Origin of the sequence: Sphaerothrix gracilis Ecp01, assembly GCF_030405905.1 — a bacterium.
GTDB lineage: Bacteria > Cyanobacteriota > Cyanobacteriia > Phormidesmidales > Phormidesmidaceae > Sphaerothrix > Sphaerothrix gracilis.
In genome coordinates, this window is sequence record NZ_JASATW010000005.1 from 164,052 (window position 1) to 187,408 (window position 23,357).

Annotated in this window: 26 protein-coding genes; 16 read left to right on the forward strand and 10 right to left on the reverse strand. The window is 52.4% G+C overall.

The window, feature by feature from the left end; all coding sequences use genetic code 11:
• Positions 1-5 precede the first annotated feature (5 nt).
• Both QJQ48_RS07200 and QJQ48_RS07205 read right to left on the reverse strand, forming a co-directional pair.
• Positions 6-524 (reverse strand): carboxypeptidase regulatory-like domain-containing protein, encoded by a 519-nt coding sequence (locus QJQ48_RS07200; protein WP_346290531.1) that lies wholly within the window; start codon positions 522-524, stop codon positions 6-8.
• 126 nt (positions 525-650) lie between these two features.
• On the reverse strand, positions 651-2,669 hold the full coding sequence (locus QJQ48_RS07205) for a hypothetical protein (RefSeq protein WP_346290532.1): 2,019 nt from the start codon (positions 2,667-2,669) through the stop codon (positions 651-653).
• Between the two features lie 291 nt (positions 2,670-2,960).
• Here QJQ48_RS07205 and QJQ48_RS07210 point away from each other — a divergent pair, with 291 nt between their 5' ends.
• From QJQ48_RS07210 to QJQ48_RS07235, 6 genes are all read left to right on the forward strand, one after another.
• Complete coding sequence (locus tag QJQ48_RS07210; RefSeq protein WP_346290533.1) at positions 2,961-3,557, forward strand: DUF4333 domain-containing protein; 597 nt, start codon at positions 2,961-2,963, stop codon at positions 3,555-3,557.
• A 120-nt stretch (positions 3,558-3,677) separates the two neighbouring features.
• Positions 3,678-4,385, forward strand: coding sequence for a MotA/TolQ/ExbB proton channel family protein (locus QJQ48_RS07215; protein ID WP_346290534.1), 708 nt, complete (start codon positions 3,678-3,680; stop codon positions 4,383-4,385).
• A gap of 8 nt (positions 4,386-4,393) precedes the next feature.
• Positions 4,394-4,810 carry an ExbD/TolR family protein gene (locus QJQ48_RS07220; protein WP_346290535.1) on the forward strand — a complete coding sequence of 139 codons (417 nt, stop codon included), beginning with the start codon at positions 4,394-4,396 and terminating at the stop codon, positions 4,808-4,810.
• A gap of 6 nt (positions 4,811-4,816) precedes the next feature.
• The gene (locus QJQ48_RS07225; protein ID WP_346290536.1) at positions 4,817-5,239 is read left to right on the forward strand and encodes an ExbD/TolR family protein; all 423 of its coding nucleotides are present in this window, start codon (positions 4,817-4,819) and stop codon (positions 5,237-5,239) included.
• Positions 5,240-5,269: 30 nt separating this feature from the next.
• Positions 5,270-6,568, forward strand: a complete 1,299-nt coding sequence (locus tag QJQ48_RS07230) for an NACHT domain-containing protein (protein ID WP_346290537.1) — start codon at positions 5,270-5,272, stop codon at positions 6,566-6,568.
• A 208-nt stretch (positions 6,569-6,776) separates the two neighbouring features.
• Positions 6,777-8,540: a tetratricopeptide repeat protein gene (locus QJQ48_RS07235; protein ID WP_346290538.1), complete on the forward strand. Its 1,764-nt coding sequence runs from the start codon at positions 6,777-6,779 to the stop codon at positions 8,538-8,540.
• A gap of 228 nt (positions 8,541-8,768) precedes the next feature.
• On the opposite strand, the gene QJQ48_RS07240 is transcribed toward QJQ48_RS07235, so the two are convergent.
• Positions 8,769-8,963, reverse strand: coding sequence for a hypothetical protein (locus QJQ48_RS07240; protein ID WP_346290539.1), 195 nt, complete (start codon positions 8,961-8,963; stop codon positions 8,769-8,771).
• Between the two features lie 228 nt (positions 8,964-9,191).
• Between QJQ48_RS07240 and QJQ48_RS07245 the strand changes: the two genes are divergently transcribed.
• The gene (locus QJQ48_RS07245; protein ID WP_346290540.1) at positions 9,192-9,449 is read left to right on the forward strand and encodes a helix-turn-helix domain-containing protein; all 258 of its coding nucleotides are present in this window, start codon (positions 9,192-9,194) and stop codon (positions 9,447-9,449) included.
• A 16-nt stretch (positions 9,450-9,465) separates the two neighbouring features.
• Here QJQ48_RS07245 and QJQ48_RS07250 read toward each other — a convergent pair whose 3' ends face one another.
• Together QJQ48_RS07250 and QJQ48_RS07255 are read right to left on the reverse strand one after the other, a co-directional pair.
• Entirely contained in the window at positions 9,466-10,407 is a 942-nt protein-coding gene (locus tag QJQ48_RS07250; RefSeq protein ID WP_346290541.1) for a methyltransferase domain-containing protein, read from the reverse strand.
• Positions 10,408-10,478: 71 nt separating this feature from the next.
• Positions 10,479-11,381: a cell division protein FtsX gene (locus QJQ48_RS07255; RefSeq protein WP_346290542.1), complete on the reverse strand. Its 903-nt coding sequence runs from the start codon at positions 11,379-11,381 to the stop codon at positions 10,479-10,481.
• 258 nt (positions 11,382-11,639) lie between these two features.
• On the opposite strand from QJQ48_RS07255, the gene def reads away from it, so the two are divergent.
• Positions 11,640-12,209 (forward strand): peptide deformylase, encoded by a 570-nt coding sequence (def, locus tag QJQ48_RS07260; RefSeq protein ID WP_346290543.1) that lies wholly within the window; start codon positions 11,640-11,642, stop codon positions 12,207-12,209.
• 158 nt (positions 12,210-12,367) lie between these two features.
• Complete coding sequence (locus QJQ48_RS07265; protein ID WP_346290653.1) at positions 12,368-12,565, forward strand: hypothetical protein; 198 nt, start codon at positions 12,368-12,370, stop codon at positions 12,563-12,565.
• Between the two features lie 25 nt (positions 12,566-12,590).
• Here QJQ48_RS07265 and QJQ48_RS07270 read toward each other — a convergent pair whose 3' ends face one another.
• Positions 12,591-13,430, reverse strand: coding sequence for a PHP domain-containing protein (locus QJQ48_RS07270; protein WP_346290544.1), 840 nt, complete (start codon positions 13,428-13,430; stop codon positions 12,591-12,593).
• Positions 13,431-13,822: 392 nt separating this feature from the next.
• Here QJQ48_RS07270 and folP point away from each other — a divergent pair, with 392 nt between their 5' ends.
• Entirely contained in the window at positions 13,823-14,692 is an 870-nt protein-coding gene (folP, locus tag QJQ48_RS07275) for a dihydropteroate synthase (RefSeq protein ID WP_346290545.1), read from the forward strand.
• Here folP and QJQ48_RS07280 read toward each other — a convergent pair.
• Positions 14,689-15,786: a Gfo/Idh/MocA family protein gene (locus QJQ48_RS07280; protein WP_346290546.1), complete on the reverse strand. Its 1,098-nt coding sequence runs from the start codon at positions 15,784-15,786 to the stop codon at positions 14,689-14,691. The two genes, folP and QJQ48_RS07280, sit on opposite strands and share 4 nt — an antisense overlap.
• A gap of 139 nt (positions 15,787-15,925) precedes the next feature.
• Here QJQ48_RS07280 and QJQ48_RS07285 point away from each other — a divergent pair, with 139 nt between their 5' ends.
• Positions 15,926-16,414 (forward strand): hypothetical protein, encoded by a 489-nt coding sequence (locus QJQ48_RS07285; RefSeq protein WP_346290547.1) that lies wholly within the window; start codon positions 15,926-15,928, stop codon positions 16,412-16,414.
• An 89-nt stretch (positions 16,415-16,503) separates the two neighbouring features.
• Positions 16,504-16,740: a hypothetical protein gene (locus QJQ48_RS07290; RefSeq protein WP_346290548.1), complete on the forward strand. Its 237-nt coding sequence runs from the start codon at positions 16,504-16,506 to the stop codon at positions 16,738-16,740.
• A gap of 6 nt (positions 16,741-16,746) precedes the next feature.
• Here QJQ48_RS07290 and lptC read toward each other — a convergent pair whose 3' ends face one another.
• Positions 16,747-17,877, reverse strand: a complete 1,131-nt coding sequence (gene lptC / locus QJQ48_RS07295) for an LPS export ABC transporter periplasmic protein LptC (RefSeq protein WP_346290549.1) — start codon at positions 17,875-17,877, stop codon at positions 16,747-16,749.
• Positions 17,878-17,986: 109 nt separating this feature from the next.
• Complete coding sequence (locus tag QJQ48_RS07300) at positions 17,987-18,616, reverse strand: LabA-like NYN domain-containing protein (protein ID WP_346290550.1); 630 nt, start codon at positions 18,614-18,616, stop codon at positions 17,987-17,989.
• A gap of 806 nt (positions 18,617-19,422) precedes the next feature.
• Between QJQ48_RS07300 and QJQ48_RS07305 the strand changes: the two genes are divergently transcribed.
• From QJQ48_RS07305 to QJQ48_RS07320, 4 genes are all read left to right on the forward strand, one after another.
• Positions 19,423-20,139 (forward strand): lysophospholipid acyltransferase family protein, encoded by a 717-nt coding sequence (locus tag QJQ48_RS07305; protein WP_346290551.1) that lies wholly within the window; start codon positions 19,423-19,425, stop codon positions 20,137-20,139.
• A gap of 45 nt (positions 20,140-20,184) precedes the next feature.
• The gene (locus QJQ48_RS07310; protein WP_346290552.1) at positions 20,185-21,015 is read left to right on the forward strand and encodes an alpha/beta fold hydrolase; all 831 of its coding nucleotides are present in this window, start codon (positions 20,185-20,187) and stop codon (positions 21,013-21,015) included.
• A 73-nt stretch (positions 21,016-21,088) separates the two neighbouring features.
• A complete protein-coding gene (locus QJQ48_RS07315; RefSeq protein WP_428843030.1) occupies positions 21,089-21,883 on the forward strand; it encodes an LmeA family phospholipid-binding protein in 795 nt (264 codons plus the stop codon).
• Between the two features lie 17 nt (positions 21,884-21,900).
• A complete protein-coding gene (locus tag QJQ48_RS07320) occupies positions 21,901-22,566 on the forward strand; it encodes a MotA/TolQ/ExbB proton channel family protein (RefSeq protein ID WP_346290554.1) in 666 nt (221 codons plus the stop codon).
• Between the two features lie 28 nt (positions 22,567-22,594).
• On the opposite strand, the gene QJQ48_RS07325 is transcribed toward QJQ48_RS07320, so the two are convergent.
• Positions 22,595-23,275 (reverse strand): GntR family transcriptional regulator, encoded by a 681-nt coding sequence (locus tag QJQ48_RS07325; RefSeq protein ID WP_346290555.1) that lies wholly within the window; start codon positions 23,273-23,275, stop codon positions 22,595-22,597.
• Between the last annotated feature and the right edge of the window lie 82 nt (positions 23,276-23,357).

Sequence of the window (23,357 nt, forward strand, 5' to 3'; positions counted from 1 at the left end):
ATAAACTAGGCCCGGCGGTAGCGGCTAGCTGCGATCCCAATTCCCCCAACGCCTGCCAAAATGGCGATCGCAATGGGAGAGAGCGCTGCGTAGTGAGTATCGAGCTTTGGCCCTTCGCTGATATTTTGAAAGTCAATTCCAGTTTCGCCCACCGGAATCGTCAAAATATCGCCGTGGCCTTCCTGCCGGATTTTAATTGTCCAGTCACCCGGTAGGGATTCATCTGGCACAAAAGCAAACTGGCCGCTGGTATCGGTAGTGCCCATCTGCCAGGGTGTTTCTGGATCGTTGGGCGCGTAGACGCTTACTTCTGCTCCCACAAAAGGCGAACCGTCGCCAAAAGTTGATTCCAGCACCAGCGTTGCTTCCTCGCTGCTGACGCTAGACTCTACCGCCCCCGCTGAATCGCTTGGTTCAGTAAACAGGGGAACAAAATAGTTGGTTTGAACCGCGTGTGCCCAAACTTTGGCGGGCAGTCCTAGCAGGGCGATCGCTGCCAAGGGCACCAGTAACTTTGCCTTCATGTAGATAACCTCCGTCAGCTACAAAGCATGACTATAAAGCTGTGCTCCATCATAACGGCTAATTTGAGCAGCGTCGTGGTGGTCATAAAAAGTAGCCTAAATTTAATTTAGCCATCTACTTTGTTATCACGCGGCCTGATGGCGCTGCCATAGCCGACGACTCACCCAACCAAACCCCAGCAAAGCTAGTCCTCCCACTGTTCCCGCTTCAGGCACTTCAGTGGGATCTTTCGGCTTTTGCTTGAGAGCTACTCTATCGACTAAAAGTTGGGGGTCGTTAGCGCTGTCTGCCGTGGCGAGGCTAATCCCCAGAGAATACGTCCCTGTCTCTGGCACTACAAATGAGAAGGTTTGCGCTCCTGCCGTCGGGTCATAATTTTCTAGCAGCGAGAACAGTTGAGAATTCACTGTCTCAAAAGCGTCGCTGAGGCGGCTGATTGAGATAAAAGCAGAGGTGCTGGGGTCAAGCGTGAGTCCCTGGGTTAAGAGCTGCCAGTTTAAAGTGAGGGTTTCTCCCGCTTGGGCAAAGAAAGATTGACGCAGAGCGGAGCCGACCGCATTTTCAACCGCGCCCAGACTGTTGGGCGGAAGCTGTAGAAAATTCTCCAGGCTGGAACTGCCGAGCACCTCACCTGAAGCAGACAGAACGGCCTGAAACTGTCCCTGACTGGGGTCTATTCCCCCTGTATTACCTGCCGCCTGCACCGCTCCCCGGCTGAGCCAGCCCGTCAAGCCCGATTCAAAACCACCGTTCACTAGCCGGGTCGGATCAAAGTCAGGGCGTAAATCTAGCTCAGTAATCTGGGTAGACCAAATATCCGTTGCCGATACGTACTCCTGAAAAGTCCAAAACTTAAGCTGATCGGTGGGGTCTAAGGCCGTGGCGCTATAGTCGCCCCAGCGATTGCGACCGGCACCAAACGTCACCTCGTAGTCGCTGACGCCAGCCTGCAGCAGCAGCGGCTCAGTAAAAGCAGTGGTGTTGCCAGTGGTTTGTCCTGTAATGGCGTAGGCGCTGACAAACTGATTGGGGCCAGAGGCATTAAAGCCAATCACTACGTCTTCATAGTCATTGACCGCGATCGATCCGTAGTAAAAATCATTATCTGAATCAGCAATCAGTCCTTCCTGCAGCAGCTCGCCGCTAGCCACATCGATCTGAAACCAGCGTAGAGCAGCGCGTCCATCCTGCTCGACGGTTTGTACGCCCCAGATGGCTCCGTTTTGGGTGATGGTGTGGGTGCTGAGGCGATCGCCCCCGGTTTCTAAGTTTTGTTTTGGCCCTGGCTGATCGGCTGAAAATTTAGTGTCATAAGCTTCTAGGGCGATCGGCGTGTCGATAGTCAATGCTGGAGCGCTGGTGACGTTTTGAATTTGGGTGGGCTGGAGCCGATCGGCGTTGAAACTAGACAGCAAGATAGCTGCATTAGCGTTATCTAGGTTGAGCGATGGCTGTAAGTTTAAGCCTGTTTGAGCGATGTTGTTGTTCTCAAATAGTACGGCTTGAGCCACCGTAGGACTGTTGCTCAACAGGTCTGCTTTGGGTACTGCCAAAATATGAGTTTCTAGCCTAAAAGCACTGCCGCCTGTCTGCGGAAACATATTGGCAGCTAGATAGAGTCCATCACGATCAAAGCCCAAGGTGGGAAAATCAGCCCAGCGCTGATTGTCGGAGTCACTATCTATCGCAAAACCTGTCCAACCTGAGAGCGGACTGTCTGAGTTAGAGACAGCTAGCAAAAATTGATTGTTGGCATCAGCGTTATCAACTGAAGCCGCAAACCAGCGCTGGTTAAACGGGTCGTAAACAACTCTTGGATCGAAGGTAAAGCCGGAAAAATTGACGCCAGCGCTCAGCCAGAACTGATCTAAGGTACTGGTTTTTACCAGGTTGCCTGAAGTTTTTTCATAAACTTTGTAGCCGTCATTTACAAACTCAATAATGTGATCTGAGCCAACGCTACCAGCAGGACTTGGAGGAATCAGATCGCTATCGGCTGCCAAAGAGCTACTGGTAAAGTTCTGCCCAATTGATAAAGTCGCTGCTTCAGCTTTATCAATCTTTATAGCCGAATAAGCAGCTGTTGCTATGACAGCCGCAACCGTGAAAAACTTCAGGAACTTTTGGGGTGGAAGGCACCGCATCGCAAATAAGAGGTAAAAACTTGATCAATCGCCAGGTAGATCCACTCACTTAACTTTCATCAAATATCAAATAAACTGCCAATCTTTCAGAGGCAACTTCTCAGAAAGAAAATATTCGTCTGAGCTATATAAAGAGGTAGTCAATCTGGTGAATTTGCAAGAACTCTTCAGATTGCTAAGAACTGATGACGTCTCTTGGTAGCTGCAAGCCTTAATGCTGTCTTTACGTGTACCCTGTAGCAATCTCGTATAGTAGAAGCCGTCTTGAATGTATTTCTTTTACGAAACACGATGCGATACGGATGCCTAATTTCTCTCTGTAGTTTGCTGGCAGCAAGTTGTAATGCTCGCTTAAACACGCCTCAGCTAGAAGGCGAAATCAAAGCAGGGATTGAACAGCAAGGTTATCGAATTAGGGTTAAATCGGTAACATGCCCCAGTGGTATTGACCAGCAGCCGGGTGTTGTGTTTAACTGCGTGGCTGAACTTCCCTCTACCGCAACTTTTAATGTCGAAGTGCGTCAATTAAATGACTTAGGTCATGTGGATTGGACAGTGCCCTCATCTCCGGTAATCCTCAACGTTACGGCTTTAGAAACCGACATTCAGACAGCTTTGGGGCAGGATTTGGGGCAACGACCTGCTGTTGATTGCGGTTCTCTTTATCGACTAAATTTACCCAGCGAAAGTTTCGAGTGTAATGTGATTGGCGATCCGATTGCGGGCCGCGATCGCATCCCAGCCGTGACCGTTAAAATAGATGCCCAAGGCAATCTCAACTGGCAGGAAATTCGCTACGTGGCTCCCGCTGTCTCTACTACAGATTCGCTAGAATCAAGTCCATCTACTCCAGAGCCAGCAGACGCTACCGCCGATGATAGCGATTAGATTAACGGGCTTAACCTTTGATTAATCTGGTGCTTACATCGCCTTAATAGCCCACCTAGATAAGTCCGGTATGCTGAAGCGGTCTTGCCCCACTAATTTATATGCGCTGCTCAAATTGACATGACGACCGTATTTGATTTTTTGGCTAGAGGTGGCCCCGTCATGGTGCCAATTTTGGGAGCTTCGGTTTTAACCATTGCCTGCGGCTTTGAGCGTGCCTGGTTTTGGACGCGGCTGCTGCGGCGAGAAGGGCAGATTGTCAGTCAGGTTTTAGAGACGGCGCGGCAAGATCTAGGCGCGGCGGCGGCGATCGCCCAGCGATCACAAGACTTACCGATCGGTCGTTTTTTGCTAGCCCCTTTGAGATTAAAGCATCCGTCTCCAGAAACTTTTCGGTTGGCAATGGAGGCAGCGGGCGATCGCGAATTTGTCAAAATGCGCAAGGGAGACAAGCTGTTAGAAACGGTGGTGGCTGTAGCGCCACTATTGGGACTCCTCGGCACCGTCACCGGACTGATCGCCACCTTTGGCAGCCTGGACATTGGCGGCGGCGGCAGCACTGAGCAGGCCTCGGCAGCAGCGGCGGGCATTGGCGAAGCTCTGATTACGACGGCGGCGGGGATGGTGGTGGCAATCTTGGCTCTGCTGATTTTTCGCCTGCTGGTTTCCCTGCAGGCACAGCAGATAGATTACTTTTCGGATGCAGGTAACGAGTTAGAGCTAATCTATCGCCAATACTGGTACGAGCCAGCGATTTTAGCGGCTGACAATGCCCTGCCTGAAAGCACCAACAGACCGCCCAAAATTCTGTCGGGCGATCGCCACTAGCCACCGTCATGCGATTTCGCCAGCCGCGTGAAGAAAAACTGCCCCAAGTTGACCTGATTCCCATGCTGACGGTGATGATGGGAATTTTGGCCTTTTTTGTCACCATTACCCTCACCCTCACCAGCCAAAAGCTGTTAGAAATGGAGCTGCCGCCTCAGGGCGAAGAGGCTCCAGAAATTACCCCGGAGCAGCTGCGCCAGCTCTTTCTAATCCGCTTAGACAATCAGGGTCAGCCGCTGCTTAACGAGACTCCTATTGGCGCAGATCAGCTCAAGCTCCGCATTGAAACCTACCTGAGCCAGAATCCTGGTAAAACGGTCTACATAGTGCCAGCGGAAAATTTATCCTACGAGGAAGTGATTCAGTTTGTAGAAGCGATGCGTGAGGTAGGAGGCGATCGCGTTTCTTTAGCGATCGAAGAGTAAACTATTATGCGTTCTCGCAAAAAGCATCCCAGTTCGCGCCTTCCTGAAGTCAACTTGATTCCGATGATGGATGTATTGATGACGGTTTTAACGTTCTTCATCATCATTTCCATGACGCTGACGGGACGGCAGGTAGTGAATGTAGAGCTGCCAGAGTCTATTTCTCAGGGGCCTGAAGAGGCGGAACTGCTGTCAGAGGACAGCCAGCCCCTCGTAGTGGGGCTGAGCCAAGATAATCAAATTGTGCTAGACAATGAGGCGGTGAACTTGACCCAACTGGCCCAGACGGTACGGGCTTACGGGGCTGAAAATCCTGACGGCCAGATTATCTTGAAGGCGGATAAGACGCTGCCCTACAGCCAGGTGGCGAAGCTGCTGAATGATATTCGAGACATGGGGGCAAATCGGGTGTCGCTGGCGGTGGAGTAAGCAGCCCGTGGCGATATGATGAACTAGGTTTTGGGAAAGAAAAGCATGGACGGCGATCGCTACGCCCAGTTCACCGAGGCATATCGTAATCTCAACCTGTTCCCTCTGGTTAAAGCGGACGAGATTGAAAGATTTCGGGTGGCTTATGGGGAGCGGGCGCGGCTGCGGCTAGAAGATGAAATTCTGGCGATGGAGGCTGACGGCAAGCTAATCTTCACCGGACATCGCGGCTGCGGTAAATCGACTCTGCTCAATCAGCTAGCGAGAAATCTGCGTCAGCAAAACCTGTTTGTCGCCAGCTTCTCGATTGCCGACATGGTGGAAATGTCGGACGTAAACCACATCAACATTCTCTATTCCATTGCCCTAAAGCTGCTGAGTCAGGCCACTAAGCGACAGGTGCCGATTCCAGAAGGTACCAAAAACGCTCTGCTCAACTGGTTTTCTCAAACCAAGTCTCGCACTTATAGTGAGCAGCTCAAGCAAGAGCTGTCAGCCGGAGTCAATATCTTTGACTTCTTCACTGGCAAGCTGCAAAAAGAGGGGGCTTTTCGAGAAGAGATTAAAGAAACCTACGAGCGCCGCGTTTCGGAGCTTTCTCAGCAGATAGATCGCATCGCCATTGCCATTCAAAGCACCACTAAAAAAGAGGTGCTGGTCATCATTGACGATCTCGACAAGCTGGATTTGGCAGTGGTTGAGTCCATCTTTCAGGACAATATTAAGGCTCTGTTTTCGCCCAATATTCGGGTGGTTTTTACGATTCCCATTGCCGTTGTGCGTGAGCCAAGGCTGCTAGCTACGCTGGAGTCTGAAAGTCGGATCTCGCTGCTGTCGGTGACGAAGTTTTTTACGCAGGATGTGGCTCACCAGCCGGAAGCTGAGCCAATCGAAAAAAACGTGCAGATGTTGCAGCGGGTTCTAGAAAAGCGGATTGCGGCTGACCTGGTGGAAGGCGATATTTTGCGACAAATTGTGCTGCTGAGCGGTGGCGTGCTGCGGGAACTGGTGCGGCTAGGGCAAGAGTGCTGCCGTGAGTGCATGTTGGAGCTGCGGCTAAATCCAGAAGTGACTGACCTGAAGATTAACGCTGAGATTTTGACGGCAGCGGTGAAGTCTTTGCGCAATCAGTTTGCGCGGCCCTTGGGCAGTAATCTCTACGGTTTGCTAGTGGAAACGTACAAGCAGTTTACGCCGCCGGATGCGAAAAGCGATGCGTTCTTAGAGATGCTGCATGGGCTGTATGTGCTGGAATATGAGAATGACGATCTGTGGTATGACCTGCATCCTTTGGTAGCGGATCTGCTGCGGCGTAAGGATTTGATTTAGGTTTCGACTTCGCTCAACCACCAGGGTTTTGACTTTGCTCAACTATCAGGGTTTCGTTTCACTTGACCGGCAAGGCTGCGCCTAATTAACAGCAACTCCATCTAATCAGCAACAACCAACTCGTTCACAATAGACATATTCAATCCATGCTCCCTGAGCGGAGTCGAAGGGAGCGTTTCCCTCAACCCATCCCCCTCATTTCGCCCCCATGCCTGTTTCTGACCTGAATGCGCTGAATCAACGCGAGTTTCGCAAGCTGGTGCTGTCGGTTAAGGCGAATACGCAGCAGTTGGAGCTATTGCTGGCAATCTGCGACGATCGCAATTTGCAAGACACGCTGATCTCAGCCTACGAAGCAGAACTCCAAGCTGAAGGGATTACGCCGCTGCGAGCGCGGCTAAACCTAAAGCAGCCCAGTTTACGGGCAACGCTGGAGGCTCTAGCAGCTCAGGAACCGGCGCTGCAAGCAGGCGATCCGGCAGTGGTGACGGTGCTGAATGCGGGGGAGCTGCTAGGGGTGCGGCTAGCGGCGGAGAAGTCGGAGCAGGAGCGCTTTTTCTTTTCCTTGCAGTGGACGCGGGAGGCGCTGCGGCAGTTTCACTTTCCGATTGTGCTGTGGCTGCCGGATGGAATTGCCACCCGCTTGGCGCAGCAGGCTCCCGACTTTTGGAGCTGGCGGACGGGGGTGTTTGAGTTTGTGGCGGCGGGGCGAGAGGTGGCAGAAATACCAAGGCTGATGCCCCTAATGCCGGAGCGGGAGCCGGTGGATGAGAGCGCTCAGGTACCGCTGGTGGATTTGCTGGCTCAGGTGGCTGAGCTAGAGCAGTCTACGCCAGAGTCGCCGCTGTTGGTGACGCTGTATAACGAGGTGGGGCAGGCGTATGAGCGGCGGTATGAGTATCAGCAGGCGTTGGAGTTTTATGAGAAGGGGTTAGCACTGGCTGAAAAGAAGGGAGATTTGGCGGGGCAGGCTAAGTCTCTGAAGAATATAGGCAATTCACTACAATCCTGCGGGCGACCGTTTCAAGCTGTTGAGTTTTATGAGAAGGCAATAGCGATTAATCAGGAAATTGGCGATTGCAATGGCGAAGCCAGTTCTTTTATGGGTCTAGGGAATGCGTACTATTGGCTGGGACAGTACCAGCGGGCAATCGACTTTTACCAGCAGTTTTTAGAGATCAAGCGCGAAATTAGCGATCGCAACGGTGAAGCCAGTTCTTTGATGGGTTTAGGGAATGCGTACGATTCGCTGGGACAGTATCAGCGGGCAATCGACTTCTATCAGCAGGCTTTAGAAATTTTCCGTGAAATTGGCGATCGCAACGGTGAAGCCAGTTCTTTGATGGGTCTAGGGAATGTATACGATTCGCTGGGCCAGTATCAGCGAGCCATCGACTTCCAGCAGCAGGCTTTAGAAATTTTCCGTGAAATTGGCAATCGTAATGGCGAAGCCAGTTCTCTCTGTAATCTAGGGAATGCATACTGTTCGTTGGACCAGTATCAGCGGGCCATCGACTTTTATCAGCAATCCTTAGAGATCTTTCGTGAAATTGGTAACCGCAACTTCGAAGCAAATTCTCTCAACAATCTAGGGAATGTGTACGGTTCGCTGGGACAGTATCGGCGAGCAATTGACTTCTATCAGCAGTCTTTAGAAATTAAACGCGAAATTGGCGATCGCAATGGCGAAGCAAATTCTCTTATGGGTCTAGGGAATGGGTACTATTCGCTGGGCCAGTATCAGCGAGCCATCAACTTTTATCAGCAGTCTTTGGAGATTAAACGCGAAATTGGCGATCGCAATGGCGAAGCAGCTTCTTGGTTCAACAAGGGTAATGCACTAGCTAGAATTGACCAGAAGTGGGAAGCCCAATCATCTTACGAAAAAGCACGGGCTTTGTACGAAGAGTTAGGACTACAGAAAATAGTTGAGCGGTGTGACACTGCTATTCGAGAATTAGGAAAAAAGTAGTTGTTCCTACCAAGCAAGCACCTGCTATTGGCGGCGAACCTGCAAAACCGCGAAATCGGCGGCGAGTGCCGATAGCGATTTGGTTTGTGCTTGGCTTGGGACTGGCCCTGCTAATCTGGTGGCTATCTCAGTAAAGCGCTTTCAGATCCCTGGATTCTGCCAGCGTAGTTCAATAAATCACAACAAAGCTGAAGAATCCAGGGATCTCGGCAGGCTCGCTCTCACCTCTTAATCTCGCCGTCGCTGTGCCCAGAGGCTGATCACCTCATCTTCTTGCGGCGTCTGCTCCGGTTTGCTCCAGCGGCTCATCTCCACAAAGCCGAGCGCGTGTAGTCGTCCCATCATGCCTCGTACCCAGGACGGTGCACCGATTAAAATCATCTGGTTCGATCGCGTTTTGGTTTCGTCTGCCTGTTGATCCATTTTTCATCTAGATTTGGTTAACGTTCGGTATTCGCCGGTAAGGGGCAAGCGCACGCTGCTCCTACCGGGCAGGTTCGTGATTGACTAGGAAAAAATGGGCCATATCGATACAGCCGATCAACACAGCCCATAACCACCATGTTTGTAGTTGCAAACAAGACAAGTCTATCACAAGTGTTTGTAGCTACAAACATTTACGTTGCTCAAACCCTCTGACACCATTGATTCATGGCAAAAGCGGGTGAAGCGCTCAGAAATGTTTTGAAAGTACACGGCATTAGTCAAAACAAACTTGCCGTCACGATGGGCATTAATCGCTCCACGGTTCATCAATGGATACACGAAGTTAGCGATCCGCAAGCCGAAGCCGTCACTGAAATCGCCGCTGCCCTCTATCGCCTCAACCCTGCCGCCGCCAAAGACTTTATTCAGCGCTACTTCAGCCCTACCCATCAGGCTCTTTTCCCTGATGCCGACAGACTTTAGCCCTGACTAGCCCGCCTTATTTCTCAGCCCGTACCGCCCGAAACATGCCAAAGCGACACAGTCCGGCACCAAACCCCAGACGCATCAGCAAGATAGTCGGCACTTCCCGCACCGACTTAATGAACCCCGGCAAGCCAAACTGTAGCCAGCCCTGAGGGCGGATAATTCCCTGCCAGATAGTGTCTAGCCAAGACGGCAGCGTTTCTTCTGTCCAGTCAGCAGTGACAACCTCACCCGCAACCAGTCCGGTTTCCTCCAAAAGCTCCGCAAAGCCCTCAATGCTAGCAAAGGCCGGATGCGACCACTGATCTAAGAGCTGCCGCATTACCGGCCTTTCCCAAAAATTCAGCGGTCGGCGGCGATCGTCGCGCTGATTCCAGTCAGCCACCACTAAAATGCCGCCGGGCTTCAGCACTCGCAGCAGTTCCTTCGCAAAAACCGCCTTATCGGGCATATGCGGCCCAGCCTCAACCGACCACACCACATCAAAGCTGCCGTCTGGAAAAGACAGGGCCATCGCATCGTCTACCTGAAACCGAGCACTTACCCCTGAGGGCGTAAGCTGCTGTGCCCGCCTCACTTGCTGGGGGCTGATGGTAATGCCCGTCACGTCAAAGCCATAGTCGCGCGCCAAAATGCGGCTGCTGCCGCCAATCCCGCAGCCCACATCTAGAACCGTGGTTTCTGCCGGGAGCTGGTCTAACCTCCCCCAACGCACCATCTCATGCACAAAGTCTGACTTGGCCCTGAGAAAATCTTTGCGCCCCGGCGGCGAGCCGTAGTGCCCCAGGTGAATATGTTCGCCCCAGTAGTATTCCAAAATGCCGTCTTCCGTCCAGGCATCATAGGCATTGGCGACGGTGTTAGATGACTGGTAGCGGCGAGCGGTGATCAGGTACAGCAGACCCCCCAGAATGACAAGGGTTAGCAGCACCCCAAGCGCAACAGAGAAACTCATGGAGCCGTTATATTTCGTAACAGTTTGTCTATTGTATAGCGATCGCCCCCTAGGCGCGACCCTGCCAACCTCTATCGCAGGGCAAACTTACGAACCGCTAGCAGACTCCCCATCAGGCCCACAACGCTGCCTAAAGCAAAGAGAGAAGTGGGCAGCAGCAGGGTTTGCTGGGCTGAGAGCTGTAGGCCATCAATCAAAAATTGAATGAAATCTGGCTGCTGGGTCGCAAACTTTTCTAAAAAGTGGTGAATCGCCAGCATCAGCCCCCAGGACAGCCCGGCCCCAATCACGCCGAAAGTAGCTCCCTGCAAGATAAAAGGCAGATAAATCCAGGCGCTGGTAGCTCCTACAAGCTGCATCACCTCAATTTCGTGGCGACGGGCCATGACGATGAGGCGGATTGTGGTGGTGATGACGGCGATCGCGGTCAGGCTCAAAATTACAATCACAAACAGGCTAATCCACTGTAGCCCCTCATTGAGCTGTGCCAGTCGCTGCACTGCCTCCGTGACATAGAGGACTTCATCAACTCCCTGCATCTGATTCAGCTTGCTGGCTAAGGTGGCGACCTCGGCAGAGGAACGGGCCTTGACCTTTAGCTCATCTACCAGCGGATTGCCGTTGAGCTGCTCGGTGGCACCCGCAATGTCAGAAATGCCTAGCTCTTTAACCAGATTTTCCCAAGCTACTTCCTTGCTAACTGTCTCGACGGCGATCGCCTCCGGCATCTGCTCGATGTTGGGCGCTAGGATATGCGCGTCGAAGCCGCTTTCCAGATAGACCGAGACTTCGAGCTGACTGCCAAACTGGTTGAGTAGCCCTTCCATCTGCCAGGTAGACTGCAGGCTGATGCCAAAGAGAAACAGCAAGACCGTCATGGTGCTGACCGCGGCCCAGTTCATCCAGCCGCCCCGACGCAGCCCCAGCAGAGTTTCTCGAATTAAGTAGTCCGCTTTGGTAAAAAGCTTCAGCATTGGCTCACCTCCGAACTATTGGAAAAGCTTCATCAGCACACCCGTCAGTCCGCCCATTAGTTTGGCATGTCTATTGCGGATTGGGAATTAGCGAGTTGAAAAAGTTTGGATTGAAGCGGGGAGATACAGGAAGGGCAGAGAACGGGTACGCTTTGCTTAACCCATCAGCGAGAGCCAGGGACAATATTTTATCGGTCTAACTCGAAGTGAGTTTGTGTTGTTAGGATAGAAAAGATTGAACAATATTTTTCATAGCTTATGGCGGCCTCAGTTTTAGTTGAAAAGAAAAAGCTAAAGAATCCACCCCTAGACATTCATTTTTTGGGCGATCGGGCGCTACGTCAGCCAGCGAAGCGAATTTCTCGGGTAGATGAAGAGGTGCGGCAGCTAGCGAGAGAAATGCTGCGCACAATGTACAGTGCTGATGGTATTGGCCTAGCAGCGCCGCAGGTAGCGGTGAACAAGCAGCTCATCGTCATTGACCTAGAGCCTGATAATGCGGCCAATCAGCCCATCGTGCTGATCAATCCCAAAGTCACCCACGCTAGCAAAGAGCTTTGCACCGGGCAGGAAGGCTGTCTGAGCATTCCAGGGGTTTATCTAGACGTTATTCGGCCCGCCGCGATCGAGGTTTCGTTTAAAGATGAAAACGGTCGGCCCCAGAAGATTAAGGCAGCGGACTTACTGGCCCGCGCGATTCAGCACGAAATGGATCACCTCAGCGGCGTCATGTTTGTCGATCGGGTTGACAATGCCCTGGCGCTCAACCAGGAACTCCAGAAAAATGGTTTCTCGGCCAATGACGTGCAGCACTACAGCAGCAAGTAAGTAATTTTGCTTGTTTGAGCGGCGATCCGGTTTAATAGGAGAAGCTATCGTAGCGATCGATTAGCGTGGCGATGGTTCGGCCAGGTGACAGCGATCGCCGCTGTTGCGCTTTGCGGTTCCGTGTAGACAAAATTTAATTATTAGCGATTCAAAATATGATGACGCCTAAAAGCGGCCTTTTTTTGGCCGGAGCCTGTCTAGCCGCGATCTCAGCCGTGGCTGCTATTTTTGAACTCTCTTCTGGTGAACCCGATTGGGGCGCTACCCCTACGATTGCGCTCTTAGCCGTCTGCGTTCCGCTAGTGGTTCTCTTTTTCATTGCGGCAGTTCGCGATGCCCGCGCCAATCAGCAGTAGTTGTCGGCTTAATCGCGCGTAGAAGTCACCTCATCGCCTGCAAGCCTCGTAGCTGCAAGGCTTTGTCCTGTAGCGGTGGCAGCAGTGCTAGCGGCACGTGGAGCTGATTCAAGCCCGTATGCTCGCTAAAGTCTTTGGCCGGGCCGTGATAGTCGCTGCCGCCGGTAGCCAGCAATTCATACTGGCGGCATAGCTTCAGCAGTTTTTCCACCTGGCGCGGTCGATGGTTGGGATGATAAACCTCAATTCCTACCAGTCCGGCCTCAACCAGCTCCGGCAAAACCGCTTCTACGCTGCCGCCTCTAAAGAGATAGGGGTGGGCCCACACCGGCACCGCGCCGCAGTTGCGCAGCAGCTGAATTCCTGCTGTCACTGAAAATTTTTCGTAGGGCACATAGGCTGGCCCTTGATCCCCCAGCCAGCGCTCAAATGCTTCCTGCGTCGTTTTGACATAGCCAGCCGCTACCAAAGCTGCAGCAATGTGGGGTCGTCCCGGAGACATGGCGGCTGACATAGGCGGCAGCTCAACCGGATAGCCCAGTTCAGCCAACTTTTCTACCATCTTTTGGGCTCGCCGCCGCCGCCCAGCAATTCGCTCTTGCAGAGGATCCTGGAGGCGATCGCGGTCGGGGTAAAAGCCTAGAATATGGAGCGATCGCTCTAGATGAACTGTGCTCAGCTCTAAACCCGGCACTATTTCAAGCGGATAAGGCGCCGCCGCCGCGATCGCCTCGTCCCATCCGGCCATAGTGTCATGGTCAGTAATGGCTAAGGCTTTAACGCCCGCGGCTAGGGCTGACTGAACAAGCTGAGTGGGCGTTAGCGTACCGTCGGAAAAGGTCGTGTGGCAGTGCAGTTCTAGCATGTTAGCTGTAAGCAGATACCTTTATCCTAGCGCCTAAATTTACGTCAGGTTGGCGTGGCATCAGCGCTGGGGTGAGGGGAGCTTAGCTGCTTAGTTGCTAACAGATATGATTTGAATTTAAATGATGCCGCTCAGCATCAGGCGGCGTGAATTAATATGGCTCAATACTGGCCTTGAAAGCCGTGATGGTAAAGATATGGAATTAAAAGTGTAATTTAATACAGTAAACACGTAAGTGATGATAACCTGTTGAACGGCTAAGCTTTAACTAGCCGCTGGATCGCCTTAGCTATCGCTATACCTCTTGTTCAAAAGCAGGGAGGATCCTAACCCTTCCCGCTGGTGCCTTCAATTCTGAACTGCGTAACTTCTGTTTGTTTGGCCGTATAGGTATGAATGTCAAGCCTTGGAAAATCCGCAACCAGACTTTTCTCTGGGGGCAGCGTACGTACCTTATGGGTATTCTTAACGTCACGCCGGATAGCTTTAGCGATGGCGGTCAGTTCAATAGCTTAGAGATGGCCGTCAGCCGCATTTGCTATTTGGTCAGCGCCGGAGCTGATTTGATTGACATTGGCGGCCAGTCAACCCGTCCGGGGGCTGAGCAAATTTCAGTTGAGGCCGAACTACAGCGAGTAATTCCGGTGATTCGAGCGGTGCGGCGCGATCCTAATCAGGCTCTTAGCTCGACTGTGATTTCGGTAGATACCACTCGCGCTGCTGTAGCCCAGGCTGCTGTTGAGGCCGGAGCTGATATCATCAACGATATTTCTGGCGGTACGTTTGAGCCTGAAATTTTCAAAGTCGCGGCGCAGCAGCAGGTGCCCTACATCATGATGCATATTCGCGGCACGCCGCAAACGATGCAGCAGATGACTGACTACACAGACGTCGTGGCTGAAATAACTGCTTTTCTGCAGCAGCAAACTGAGCGGGCGATCGCCGCCGGTCTTTCTCCTGAGCAGATTGCCGTAGATCCGGGCATCGGCTTTGCCAAAACCTACCCGCAAAATTTAGACATTCTGCGGCGGCTGCCAGAGTTTAAGTCCCTCAACCTTCCTATTTTGGTGGGGACTTCGCGCAAGAGCTTTATCGGCTGGATTTTGAACCAGCCTGATCCCAGTCAGCGGGTTTGGGGCACGGCAGCCACCTGTGCCGCAGCGATCGCCGGAGGAGCCGATATTTTACGAGTTCACGACGTTGCCGAAATCCATGATGTCCGCCGGGTCGCAGATGCTATCTGGCGCAACTGCACGCCTTAGTGAGGCGGTACCTCAACCCAGCGCCCCTGCTGGCTAGACTGGTGGGTCAAATCCATGAGTAGTTGCGAGTAGTAGCCCTCTGGCAAAGCAGGGGCTGTTACCTGACCGCGATCGATACAGTCTACCCAGTGATTTACCACTCGGATAAAGGGGGCCAGACGACCATCTTCGTAGGTTTGAGGAAAGGCCAGCCGTTTGGGAATTTCTAGCTCAGTTAGGGGTTCTCCGGCAGGGGCCCCATAGAGCTTGAAGCCGTGAACATAGTCGCTGGAATTGCTGCTGCCCAGGACAAGGGTGCCGCGATCGCCGTAGATCTCTAGCCAGTGTCCTCTCCCCTCATAGGCCACGGCGCTTAAAGCCATCTGACAGGGCGTGCCATCCTGCAGGTCTAGCATGAGGGTGCAGGTGTCATCGGCATCAACGGGTTTGAGTTCGCCGCTGACGGGATCGGGGCGCTGGGTAATGGTGGTGCTGAGGCGAGCGCAAAGTTGTTGCACTGGGCCAAACAGCCAAGCAATATAGTCAAAGGCATGGGAACCAATTGCGCCTAAAGCCCCACCGCCTTTATCTTTCAAGGCGTACCAATTCCAGGGGCGATCGGGATTGGCGCGGCTGCCAGCCAGCCAGTCAATCTTAATTAAACGCTTGTTGCCGACATAGCCTGCGGCCAGCAATTCGGCTAAACGCTGCCAGGCGGGTACGAAGCGAAACTCAAAATCCATCACGCCGATGAGATTGCGGGCCTGGGCTAGCTCATTGAGTTCCCGCGCTTCAGCCGCCGAGAGAGTTGTGGGCTTTTCTAGCAGCAGGTGCTTGCCCGCCTCTAGCGCCATTTTTGCCATCGGGTAGTGCAGAAAGGGCGGGGTTGAAACGGCAACGGCCTCGACTTCAGGTAGGGCCAAGGCTGCTTCGACGCTTGGGCAGGCGTGAGGAATATCGTGGGCCTGGGCGATCGCTTTGGCTTTGTCTAAGTCACGGTGATAGACGGCGACGGGACGGGTGCGGTGATGGGCCTGCAGTCCGGGAATGTGAATCTTCTGACCGAAGCCAGTACCAATAACGGCAACGCCGAGTGTGGATGTCTCTGTAGCCATGCTTACGCCCCTGGGCTGTTCTCAATTAGGGTACAGTTTGGGCAATGCCTCTGACAACTTAGCCGCATTGCTATTTGCTGGCAGATAGTACAAAATTACTGTGTGCTTTCTGGGCGACTGCAGCGATCGGATTTCAGATATGAATGCTTTAACGCAGTGTTTATCAACAGCCGAAATCAGCCAGCGCATTCTCGACATGGCGGTGACTGGGGTTTACCGGGAGTCGGTGATCGAGGCGTTCTATCCGCTGGCTACGAAGAAGCAGATTCGTCAGGCGATCGCCCAGGCCAAGCAGCTTGGGGTGCGATCGGTGCCGCAGCTGCGGGATGAAACCCTGGGCACCTACTATCAAATTGATGCCAGCAGCTATGCGGCGGCTCAGGCGGTTGTCAGAGCCGAGATTGCGCGGGGAGCAGAGGCGTCTCCGGCAGAGCGGTTGTTATTGGCGACGCAGGCGCTGCGAGCGATGCTGGGGGTTTCGGTGACGTTTGCCCTATTGCTGGGCGTTTGCAGCACTCTACTGTGGTTAAACGGTCAACTACTCTGGGGAACGGGGACGCTGCTGGGAAGCCTGAGCGCGGCGGGAATTTGGCTGATTCAGAAGAGGCTGGCAAGGAATCTGATATGAGCAATGGCTGAGCAATTTCTCGCTTTTGACAGACGTTTGCCAGCGGGCGATCGCGCTATCTTGACTTTGATAAACATGCAACAGCCCCTATGCAGCCTGACTCTCCGCCTAACCCTGAACGCCACGAAATTGTCACAACTCACGGTTTATCAGACCGACGGGCTTTTGCCGAAACTCAGCGGACAGTCATACAGCTAGAGGGAACCGGCGTCAGCGACTTCCAGTTTTTTAATGCGCTAGCCGATCTCTACCATCGCCGTGGTCGCTCTGAACTGTCAGCCATGATGGCTGAAGCGGCTTATCACTGCTATCAGCAGTCAGACTAAGGCAGATTAGGGTGTAATCTCAGTAACCACCCGGCCACCACTGATGACTATTGTTTCCTCGTCTAGCTGTCCGACGGCGCGGGGGCCTCGTACCTGTACTGGCGGCTCGCTTTGCTGATAGTTGACGTTGCCTTCCGCGACAACTTGCTGAGAGTCTAGATTCCAGGTAACGCTGTCTGACTGTAGCTGGGACTGCTGGCCCTCCACAATATTGACGCCCTGAGTTAAATAGACGATCTGCTGATCAAGATTGAGTTCTCCCCGGCTGGCGCTGATCTGCACTTTTTGCTGGGGCTGGTTAGCTTGGAGAGCTGCCGGAATCACAACCTGAGCTTGCTCTACATTCCAAATCGCCACTTGGCTAAAAATTTCCAGCGGCAGTTCTAACAGCTCTAGCTTGACATCTTCAGTGAGCTGCACCACTTTCTCTGCTAGATCTACTTCCCCCTGCTGGCCTATAACGCGATCGCTTACCTGATTGTCCTTAAGCTGCTCGACTTTAATTTGGCGATCGCTCCTGACTTGCTCTTCATTAATCAGCCAAGTGAGCTTTTCGGCCTCCATTCGCAGAAAAGGCGCTTCGGTGGTGTTGGCAACTACGTTTTGATCAAGCTCTAGCCGATTTTCGCGGTTATAGATTTTGGCTGACTGGGCCGCCGCTTTGAGCTGGGAGTGGGTGCCCGTGATTTGGTTACGCACCGTCATCAAATCTAGCTCTGGCTGCCATTCCAGCTCCTGCCCTTTGAGGACAATTTTGTTCTGAACGCCTGTCGCCAGAATATTGTCTTTCAGGAAAATAGATTTTCCATCCTGCCGGACTTCGCCGCGATCGGCTTTGACCCGGTAAATCACTTGGCCATCTTGAAATAGCTCACCATCCGGATTAGTCACCTTGGCCACTTTTTGATCAGGGCTGTAGGTGACTTCATCGGCATGAACCCGCCAAAGCAGGTTGCCGTTTTCGTCAGGCTGCTCCAGCGTGACATCTTTAAGGGTTAGTCCGGCTTCTGCAGTGTCATCGGCTGTACTTTCAGGCGTAGCCAGCGGGCGCTGATTGGCTAGCTGACAGGCGCGAACGCCCCCCAAAATCACCGCAATCAGAACCACTACACCGGCTAGGCGATACCATTTTCCCATGCTGATAGTGCTCGATGGCAGAGAATATTGCGCAGTTGCGACATGTGCTGTGTCTTAACCGCGATCGCGGCTAAAACAGCAACGTCACCTATTCTAGAACTCCACAGCGCTAGCTGAGTTCGTGCTGGTGTTCTTCCTCGTCCGAAAAGCCAAGGCTAGAGAGCGGGCGATAGGTGTAGGGATGGCTGCGGGGCGTTTTCCGGATGTCGTCTTTAATTAAGTCAAGGTCGATGTAGCGATCCGAGACATTAATCAGGCTGTCGCTGGTCATCGAGCGCAGACTGACAACCTCAACTCGGACGCCGCGATAGCTAGCCGCATCCACCGCATAGGCTAGGTCGCCATCGCCGCTGACCAACACGGCAGTGTCGTAGGCACCGACTAGCGCCATCATGTCTACCGCAATTTCAACATCCAGATTGGCTTTTTTGGAACCGTCTGGAAGCTGAACCAAATCCTTGGAAATGACCCGATAGCCATTGCGTCGCATCCACAGCAAGAACCCCTGTTGCTTTTCATTGGTGCGATCGACGCCGGTATAGAAGAAAGAGCGCAGCAGCCTAGATCCCGCCGTGAGGCGACAGAGCAGCTTGGTGTAGTCAATTTCGATGCCTAACTGCAGGGCTGCGTAAAACAGATTAGAGCCGTCAATAAAAATGGCAACCCGGCCTCGGTTTTCTAAAACCTGCTCTGGCGTGAAGAGGGCTTCGTGCTCGAAGCTAGAAGGATGATTAAGCATGATATTTTATATCCAAATTATTAAGGGTCCTAAAAACCACAAGTATAGTTCCTGGTTAATCGGCAGCTAGAAGTCCATCATTGCCAGGGGAGGAGGTGTTTCGCAGCTTGAAAAGTTCAGGCTGTTATAAACTAGGCGTTCTATATCTAAAGAAAGTTTTTATTTCTTACTCAGTGAAGATCCTAGAAAACTAGTTCTAGTATGCCTGCATAAAACTCAGATGGGCACTAATCTTTAACTTCTCTCAGGCTTTCGATAAAAATCTGAATCCGGATACCATCAAAACGGGAAAAAAAGGCGAATCTACTGAATTTGAATAGGTTGTCGACAAGTGTTAACAGTTCTCCACAAACAGAAATTTCTATTTGCCAGCTGAAGTTTTTCATCCACAGCGCTTTTGACCTATCTGCCTAACCAACTTGGTATAAGGCCAAATTAATGATGTCCATAATCAGCCCTGTATCCTCTACAACTGCTGCCTGGATAAACAGCTAACTTCATAGCCAGATCCATAATTTACTATGATCTATCCAAAAGCTGCACGGCAGCTAGGTTGACGCCCTATGGCGATAGCAGTCCCGACTTGGGGAGGATTTCGCTACTCTCAAAATTGATTATGATGGAAATGTAAACGTATGTAAATCTCTATTTTTACGCCGCTACTGATTATTTGTTTTCGAGGTCTTTGCAGGCTTCAAGGTTTTTTCAATGGCTTTGATTGCATCATTTCACGAAGATCTATCAAGACTGAAGCGCGCAGTCTAACTTTAGGATGATGCTTTATGTTCCCTTCGTTCCAACTAAAGATGCTGGATAGCCCTTTATCACTTTCGCATGGCTTGCTGACGCTGTTTGGGACTCAAACAACGGCTCACTATGCTGAAAGAATTCCGTCCGCTCAGGCGATCATTATCAGCAATCACCGCAGCTTTCTAGACGCGCCGGTGCTAATGGATGCGCTGCAGCGACCGATCCGATTTGCCTGCCATCACTACATGGGGCAGGTACCCCTGCTGAAAGAATTTGTAGAGCAGCTTGGCGGTTTTCCGCTGGCCGAACCTAAACAGCGGCACTTGAGCTTTTTCCGGCAGTCTGTTCGCCTGCTCAAAAGCCAACAGTCGGTGGGGATTTTTCCCGAAGGGACGCGGTCGATGGTAGAGATGGGTCATCCTGCCAGTGTTTATGATTTCCATCGGGGCTTTGCTCACTTAGCGCTGAGAGCACCGATTGAGGAACTGCCCGTTCTGCCAGTTGCGATCGCTTCTCCGGAAAAAGGCATGGTTTCGCCCATCCCCTTGCGGTTTTTTGGCCTATTCGATCCCTCTGAACCTCTGTTCGACCAGACAGGCTTTCATCCGGTCGTAATCTACGATCGCGTTGATGTGCTAATTGGTAAACCCATCTGGATTACGCCGACCCAGCGGCAGCAATATCGCGGTAAGCAGGCAACCGAAGTGGTCGAGGAACTTACCCTTGACTGCCAGCAGGCGATCGCTGGACTGTTGCGCCAGGGCTTATATTAGACCAAGGCAGCCGCCACCATTTGGGATTACGAGCTTCAATTAGCTATGCCGACAATTCAGTCTAATATTCACCTGCTGCGGCTGACCTCTATCCGTCCTCATTTGCCTGTGCTTTTGTTTCTACCCGGTATGGACGGGACAGATGTTTCATTGCGACCCCAGCTAGCCGATCTGCAGCTCTACTTTGACGTCTACTGCCTGATGATTCCGCCGGATGACGACTCAGACTGGGTGACCCTGGCCCGGACGGCAGCGGAGGCTCTCAGCCAAAATCATATTTCTGGACGCCCTGTTTACCTGTGTGGTGAGTCTTTTGGGGGCTGCTTGGCGCTACAGATTGCAGCTACCTATCCGCAAATATTTCACCACCTGATTTTGATTAATCCCGCTTCCTCCTTTGGCCAGCACTTTTGGATGGGTTGGGGGGCTGACCTGCTACCGGCGCTGCCTTACTATCTGTATTACGTCTCAGCCTTTGGGTTACTTCCTTTTCTTGCTGCCTTTGATCGCATTGAGATTCATCACTGCCAGGCTTTGCTGACCGCGATGCAGGCCGTGACCCAGAAAAGCGCTCGTGGACGGTTGAGGCTGCTCAGTTTGTTCAAACCCGACTGGGTCCGGTTGAGGCAGCTCAAGCAGCCAACGCTGATTGTAGCTAGCCGCGCCGATCGGCTTTTACCTTCAGTGGCAGAAGCGGAAAAACTGCAGCAAGCGATCGCTCAGGCCCAGATTTCACTTTTGCCGAACAGCGGCCATGTTTGTTTGCTGGAACGACAGGTAAAGCTAATTGATATTTTACAAACCCACAAATTCGTTCCAGATCAGGCATTTAGCACTTTGGATGCGAGGTATGATGAAACCTATAAAACAATTTAAACAGCCAGATCTTTGTCAAATTGCTTCACACTTTGTTACAAATAGGGTGGTACATCCATAGGTCTCGTAAAGGATGCTTGGCGGTTTGACCGGGTTCAAACAATCTCCTAATGCTGACTTCGGCGAACGGATGCTCAATTCCGTCGCCAGCCAGTCCATTCGTCACTTGTTTACATCTAGTGAGCAGGTAGAGGTGGAAATTCGCTGCTCTCCGGCGAGCAAGATGCTGCAGGGCAGCATTGATAGCTTCAAGATGCAGGGTAAAGGATTGGTGATTCGGCGTGAGTTTGAAACGAAGGAAATGTCTTTCGAGACTGACGCGGTGGCAATCGACGTTGGGGCACTGCTGGGGGGCAAAATTCGCCTGCGGCAGCCTACCCAAGCGATCGCTCAGGTGGTGCTATCCGAAGCAGCTATCAATAAAGCTTTTGAGGCTGAACTGGTACAAAAGCGCCTCACCAACGTCACCCATGAAGAGCTAACAAATCTGTCAGGGGGGGAACCTATTTCCTTTCGAGACGTACGGCTAAAGCTAAAGCCCAACCAGCGGGTAGAGATCTGGGCCGTTACTGATTTGCCTAATCGTCAGGATGTTCCTATCAGCCTGTCGGCTCAGGTGACAGTCGAGAAGCGACGGCGGATTCAGTTTGAGGATGCTCAGTTTGAACCGGACAATGTGCCTGATGATGTTCAGGGACTCTCTAAGGTTCTAACTCAGGGATTCGTGAAGGTGCTCAACGGTATGGTAGATTTAGAGCGCTTCAACTTAGATGGGGTGATGCTACGGGTCAACCGTTTGGAAACAAAAGGAACGGATCTCGTCTTCAGCGGCTACGCTCAGATTGAGCATTTCCCTGGCACTCAATAATCTCTCGGCATCTATCTATGCCCTTGCTTCGGCTTTTTACCCTAGGTGGGGTCGTTATCTGGCCCTTACTGGGCTTCTCTCTGCTAGCCACCGTGCTGATTTTGGAGCGCTGCTGGTTTTGGTGGAAGCTGCTGCAGCGTCAGGAGCCAGTCATTACAGCGGTGTTGAAAGCCTATACCAGCAATCCCCAGGTGGCTTTGACCAAGCTGAAGCAGAATCTGGATTTGCCTTTGGTGCGTATTTTTTTAGCGGCCCTTAGCCTGGGGCAGGCCACACCGGAGGAGTTTCGCCTAGCTCTGGAGACAGCCGCTCAGGCAGAGTTGCCCTTACTGAAGCGGTTCAACACTGTTTTTGACACGATTATTGGCGTCGCGCCCCTGCTAGGACTGTTGGGAACGGTCCTGGGACTCATTGAAGCCTTTGCCTCTTTACGACTGGGTGATGTAGGCGGCGTTGAGTCCGTAGGGGTGACGGCGGGAATTGGGGAAGCGCTGATTTCTACGGCTGCAGGGCTAATTGTGGCGATCGCAACGCTGCTATTTGCCAACCTTTTTCAGGGACTTTATCGACGGCAGCGAGCTTTTATGCAAGAGGCGGGCGGGCGCTTAGAAATTCTGCACCGCCGTCTCTATCGCCAGCAGCTACAGCCGCCTAGAGACCAGTATGGGGGAACTGTCCGGTAGCTCAATCTGGAGCCGGCATGGCCCGTGCTTACGGTAACGGCAATTCTTTGACGACCCTGACCTTACTGGCCTTTAAATGAGAGGTGATGGCGGCAACCGCTGCTTGCACATCCTGCTGGGCGATCGCCTGGTAGATTTCTTGATGCTCTTGTCGTACCTCTAGAACGCTGGGATTTTGCCGGGTCGTCTGCTGGCGCAGCAGCATCATTTTGCTGAAGACCTGCTCTAGGAGTGATATCAGACAGCGATTACCGGAGCTTTCAGCAATCAGGTGATGAAAGCGGTAGTCTAGCGCTAAAAGCTGCTGGCCTAAGTGACCGGCAGGCGATCGCTTGGCCCAGGTTTCTGCCTGCTCCACGCATTGGGCGAGGGCTGCTAGCTGGGTAGGGTTGGCCTGCTGGCAGGCTTCTGTCACAGAAAGCGTTTCTAGCGCGATGCGGCAGTTGTAAAGCTGTATAGCCTCTGTCGCTGAAACCGTCGCTACCCGCAGCCAGCCATTGGCATCAGCCGTGACCAATTCTTCCTGCTGGAGCTGGCGCAGGGCCTCACGGATGGGAGTTCGGCTGACCTGAAGCTGCTGAGCGATTTGAGTTTCAATCAGGCGATCGCCGGGGGTTAGGGCCCCGCTCAAAATACTTTCGCGCAGCGCTTCATAGGTCTGAGCATAGAGAGATTTGCGGCGCTGCAGAGATTTAGCTAGCGGCCCCAAAGCGTTGGCTCCCTGGAAGAATCAAGCATAAAAATAGTTGGAACAGATTTTTGTTCTGTATACAGGATACAAGGTAGACGCA

Excerpts from the sequence above, each read along its gene's own strand:
- QJQ48_RS07235 (WP_346290538.1), top strand. The coding sequence starts at position 6,777 with ATGCCTGTTTCTGACCTGAATGCGCTGAATCAACGCGAGTTTCGCAAG.
- QJQ48_RS07220 (WP_346290535.1), top strand. The coding sequence starts at position 4,394 with ATGCGATTTCGCCAGCCGCGTGAAGAAAAACTGCCCCAAGTTGACCTG.
- QJQ48_RS07205 (WP_346290532.1), bottom strand. The coding sequence starts at position 2,669 with ATGCGGTGCCTTCCACCCCAAAAGTTCCTGAAGTTTTTCACGGTTGCG.
- QJQ48_RS07200 (WP_346290531.1), bottom strand. The coding sequence starts at position 524 with ATGAAGGCAAAGTTACTGGTGCCCTTGGCAGCGATCGCCCTGCTAGGA.
- QJQ48_RS07265 (WP_346290653.1), top strand. The coding sequence starts at position 12,368 with ATGACGCCTAAAAGCGGCCTTTTTTTGGCCGGAGCCTGTCTAGCCGCG.
- QJQ48_RS07250 (WP_346290541.1), bottom strand. The coding sequence starts at position 10,407 with ATGAGTTTCTCTGTTGCGCTTGGGGTGCTGCTAACCCTTGTCATTCTG.
- QJQ48_RS07320 (WP_346290554.1), top strand. The coding sequence starts at position 21,901 with ATGCCCTTGCTTCGGCTTTTTACCCTAGGTGGGGTCGTTATCTGGCCC.
- QJQ48_RS07240 (WP_346290539.1), bottom strand. The coding sequence starts at position 8,963 with ATGGATCAACAGGCAGACGAAACCAAAACGCGATCGAACCAGATGATT.
- QJQ48_RS07210 (WP_346290533.1), top strand. The coding sequence starts at position 2,961 with ATGCGATACGGATGCCTAATTTCTCTCTGTAGTTTGCTGGCAGCAAGT.
- def (WP_346290543.1), top strand. The coding sequence starts at position 11,640 with ATGGCGGCCTCAGTTTTAGTTGAAAAGAAAAAGCTAAAGAATCCACCC.
- QJQ48_RS07215 (WP_346290534.1), top strand. The coding sequence starts at position 3,678 with ATGACGACCGTATTTGATTTTTTGGCTAGAGGTGGCCCCGTCATGGTG.
- QJQ48_RS07285 (WP_346290547.1), top strand. The coding sequence starts at position 15,926 with ATGAATGCTTTAACGCAGTGTTTATCAACAGCCGAAATCAGCCAGCGC.
- QJQ48_RS07310 (WP_346290552.1), top strand. The coding sequence starts at position 20,185 with ATGCCGACAATTCAGTCTAATATTCACCTGCTGCGGCTGACCTCTATC.
- QJQ48_RS07300 (WP_346290550.1), bottom strand. The coding sequence starts at position 18,616 with ATGCTTAATCATCCTTCTAGCTTCGAGCACGAAGCCCTCTTCACGCCA.
- lptC (WP_346290549.1), bottom strand. The coding sequence starts at position 17,877 with ATGGGAAAATGGTATCGCCTAGCCGGTGTAGTGGTTCTGATTGCGGTG.
- QJQ48_RS07290 (WP_346290548.1), top strand. The coding sequence starts at position 16,504 with ATGCAGCCTGACTCTCCGCCTAACCCTGAACGCCACGAAATTGTCACA.
- QJQ48_RS07255 (WP_346290542.1), bottom strand. The coding sequence starts at position 11,381 with ATGCTGAAGCTTTTTACCAAAGCGGACTACTTAATTCGAGAAACTCTG.
- QJQ48_RS07280 (WP_346290546.1), bottom strand. The coding sequence starts at position 15,786 with ATGGCTACAGAGACATCCACACTCGGCGTTGCCGTTATTGGTACTGGC.
- QJQ48_RS07270 (WP_346290544.1), bottom strand. The coding sequence starts at position 13,430 with ATGCTAGAACTGCACTGCCACACGACCTTTTCCGACGGTACGCTAACG.
- folP (WP_346290545.1), top strand. The coding sequence starts at position 13,823 with ATGAATGTCAAGCCTTGGAAAATCCGCAACCAGACTTTTCTCTGGGGG.
- QJQ48_RS07305 (WP_346290551.1), top strand. The coding sequence starts at position 19,423 with ATGCTGGATAGCCCTTTATCACTTTCGCATGGCTTGCTGACGCTGTTT.
- QJQ48_RS07225 (WP_346290536.1), top strand. The coding sequence starts at position 4,817 with ATGCGTTCTCGCAAAAAGCATCCCAGTTCGCGCCTTCCTGAAGTCAAC.
- QJQ48_RS07245 (WP_346290540.1), top strand. The coding sequence starts at position 9,192 with ATGGCAAAAGCGGGTGAAGCGCTCAGAAATGTTTTGAAAGTACACGGC.
- QJQ48_RS07315 (WP_428843030.1), top strand. The coding sequence starts at position 21,089 with ATGCTTGGCGGTTTGACCGGGTTCAAACAATCTCCTAATGCTGACTTC.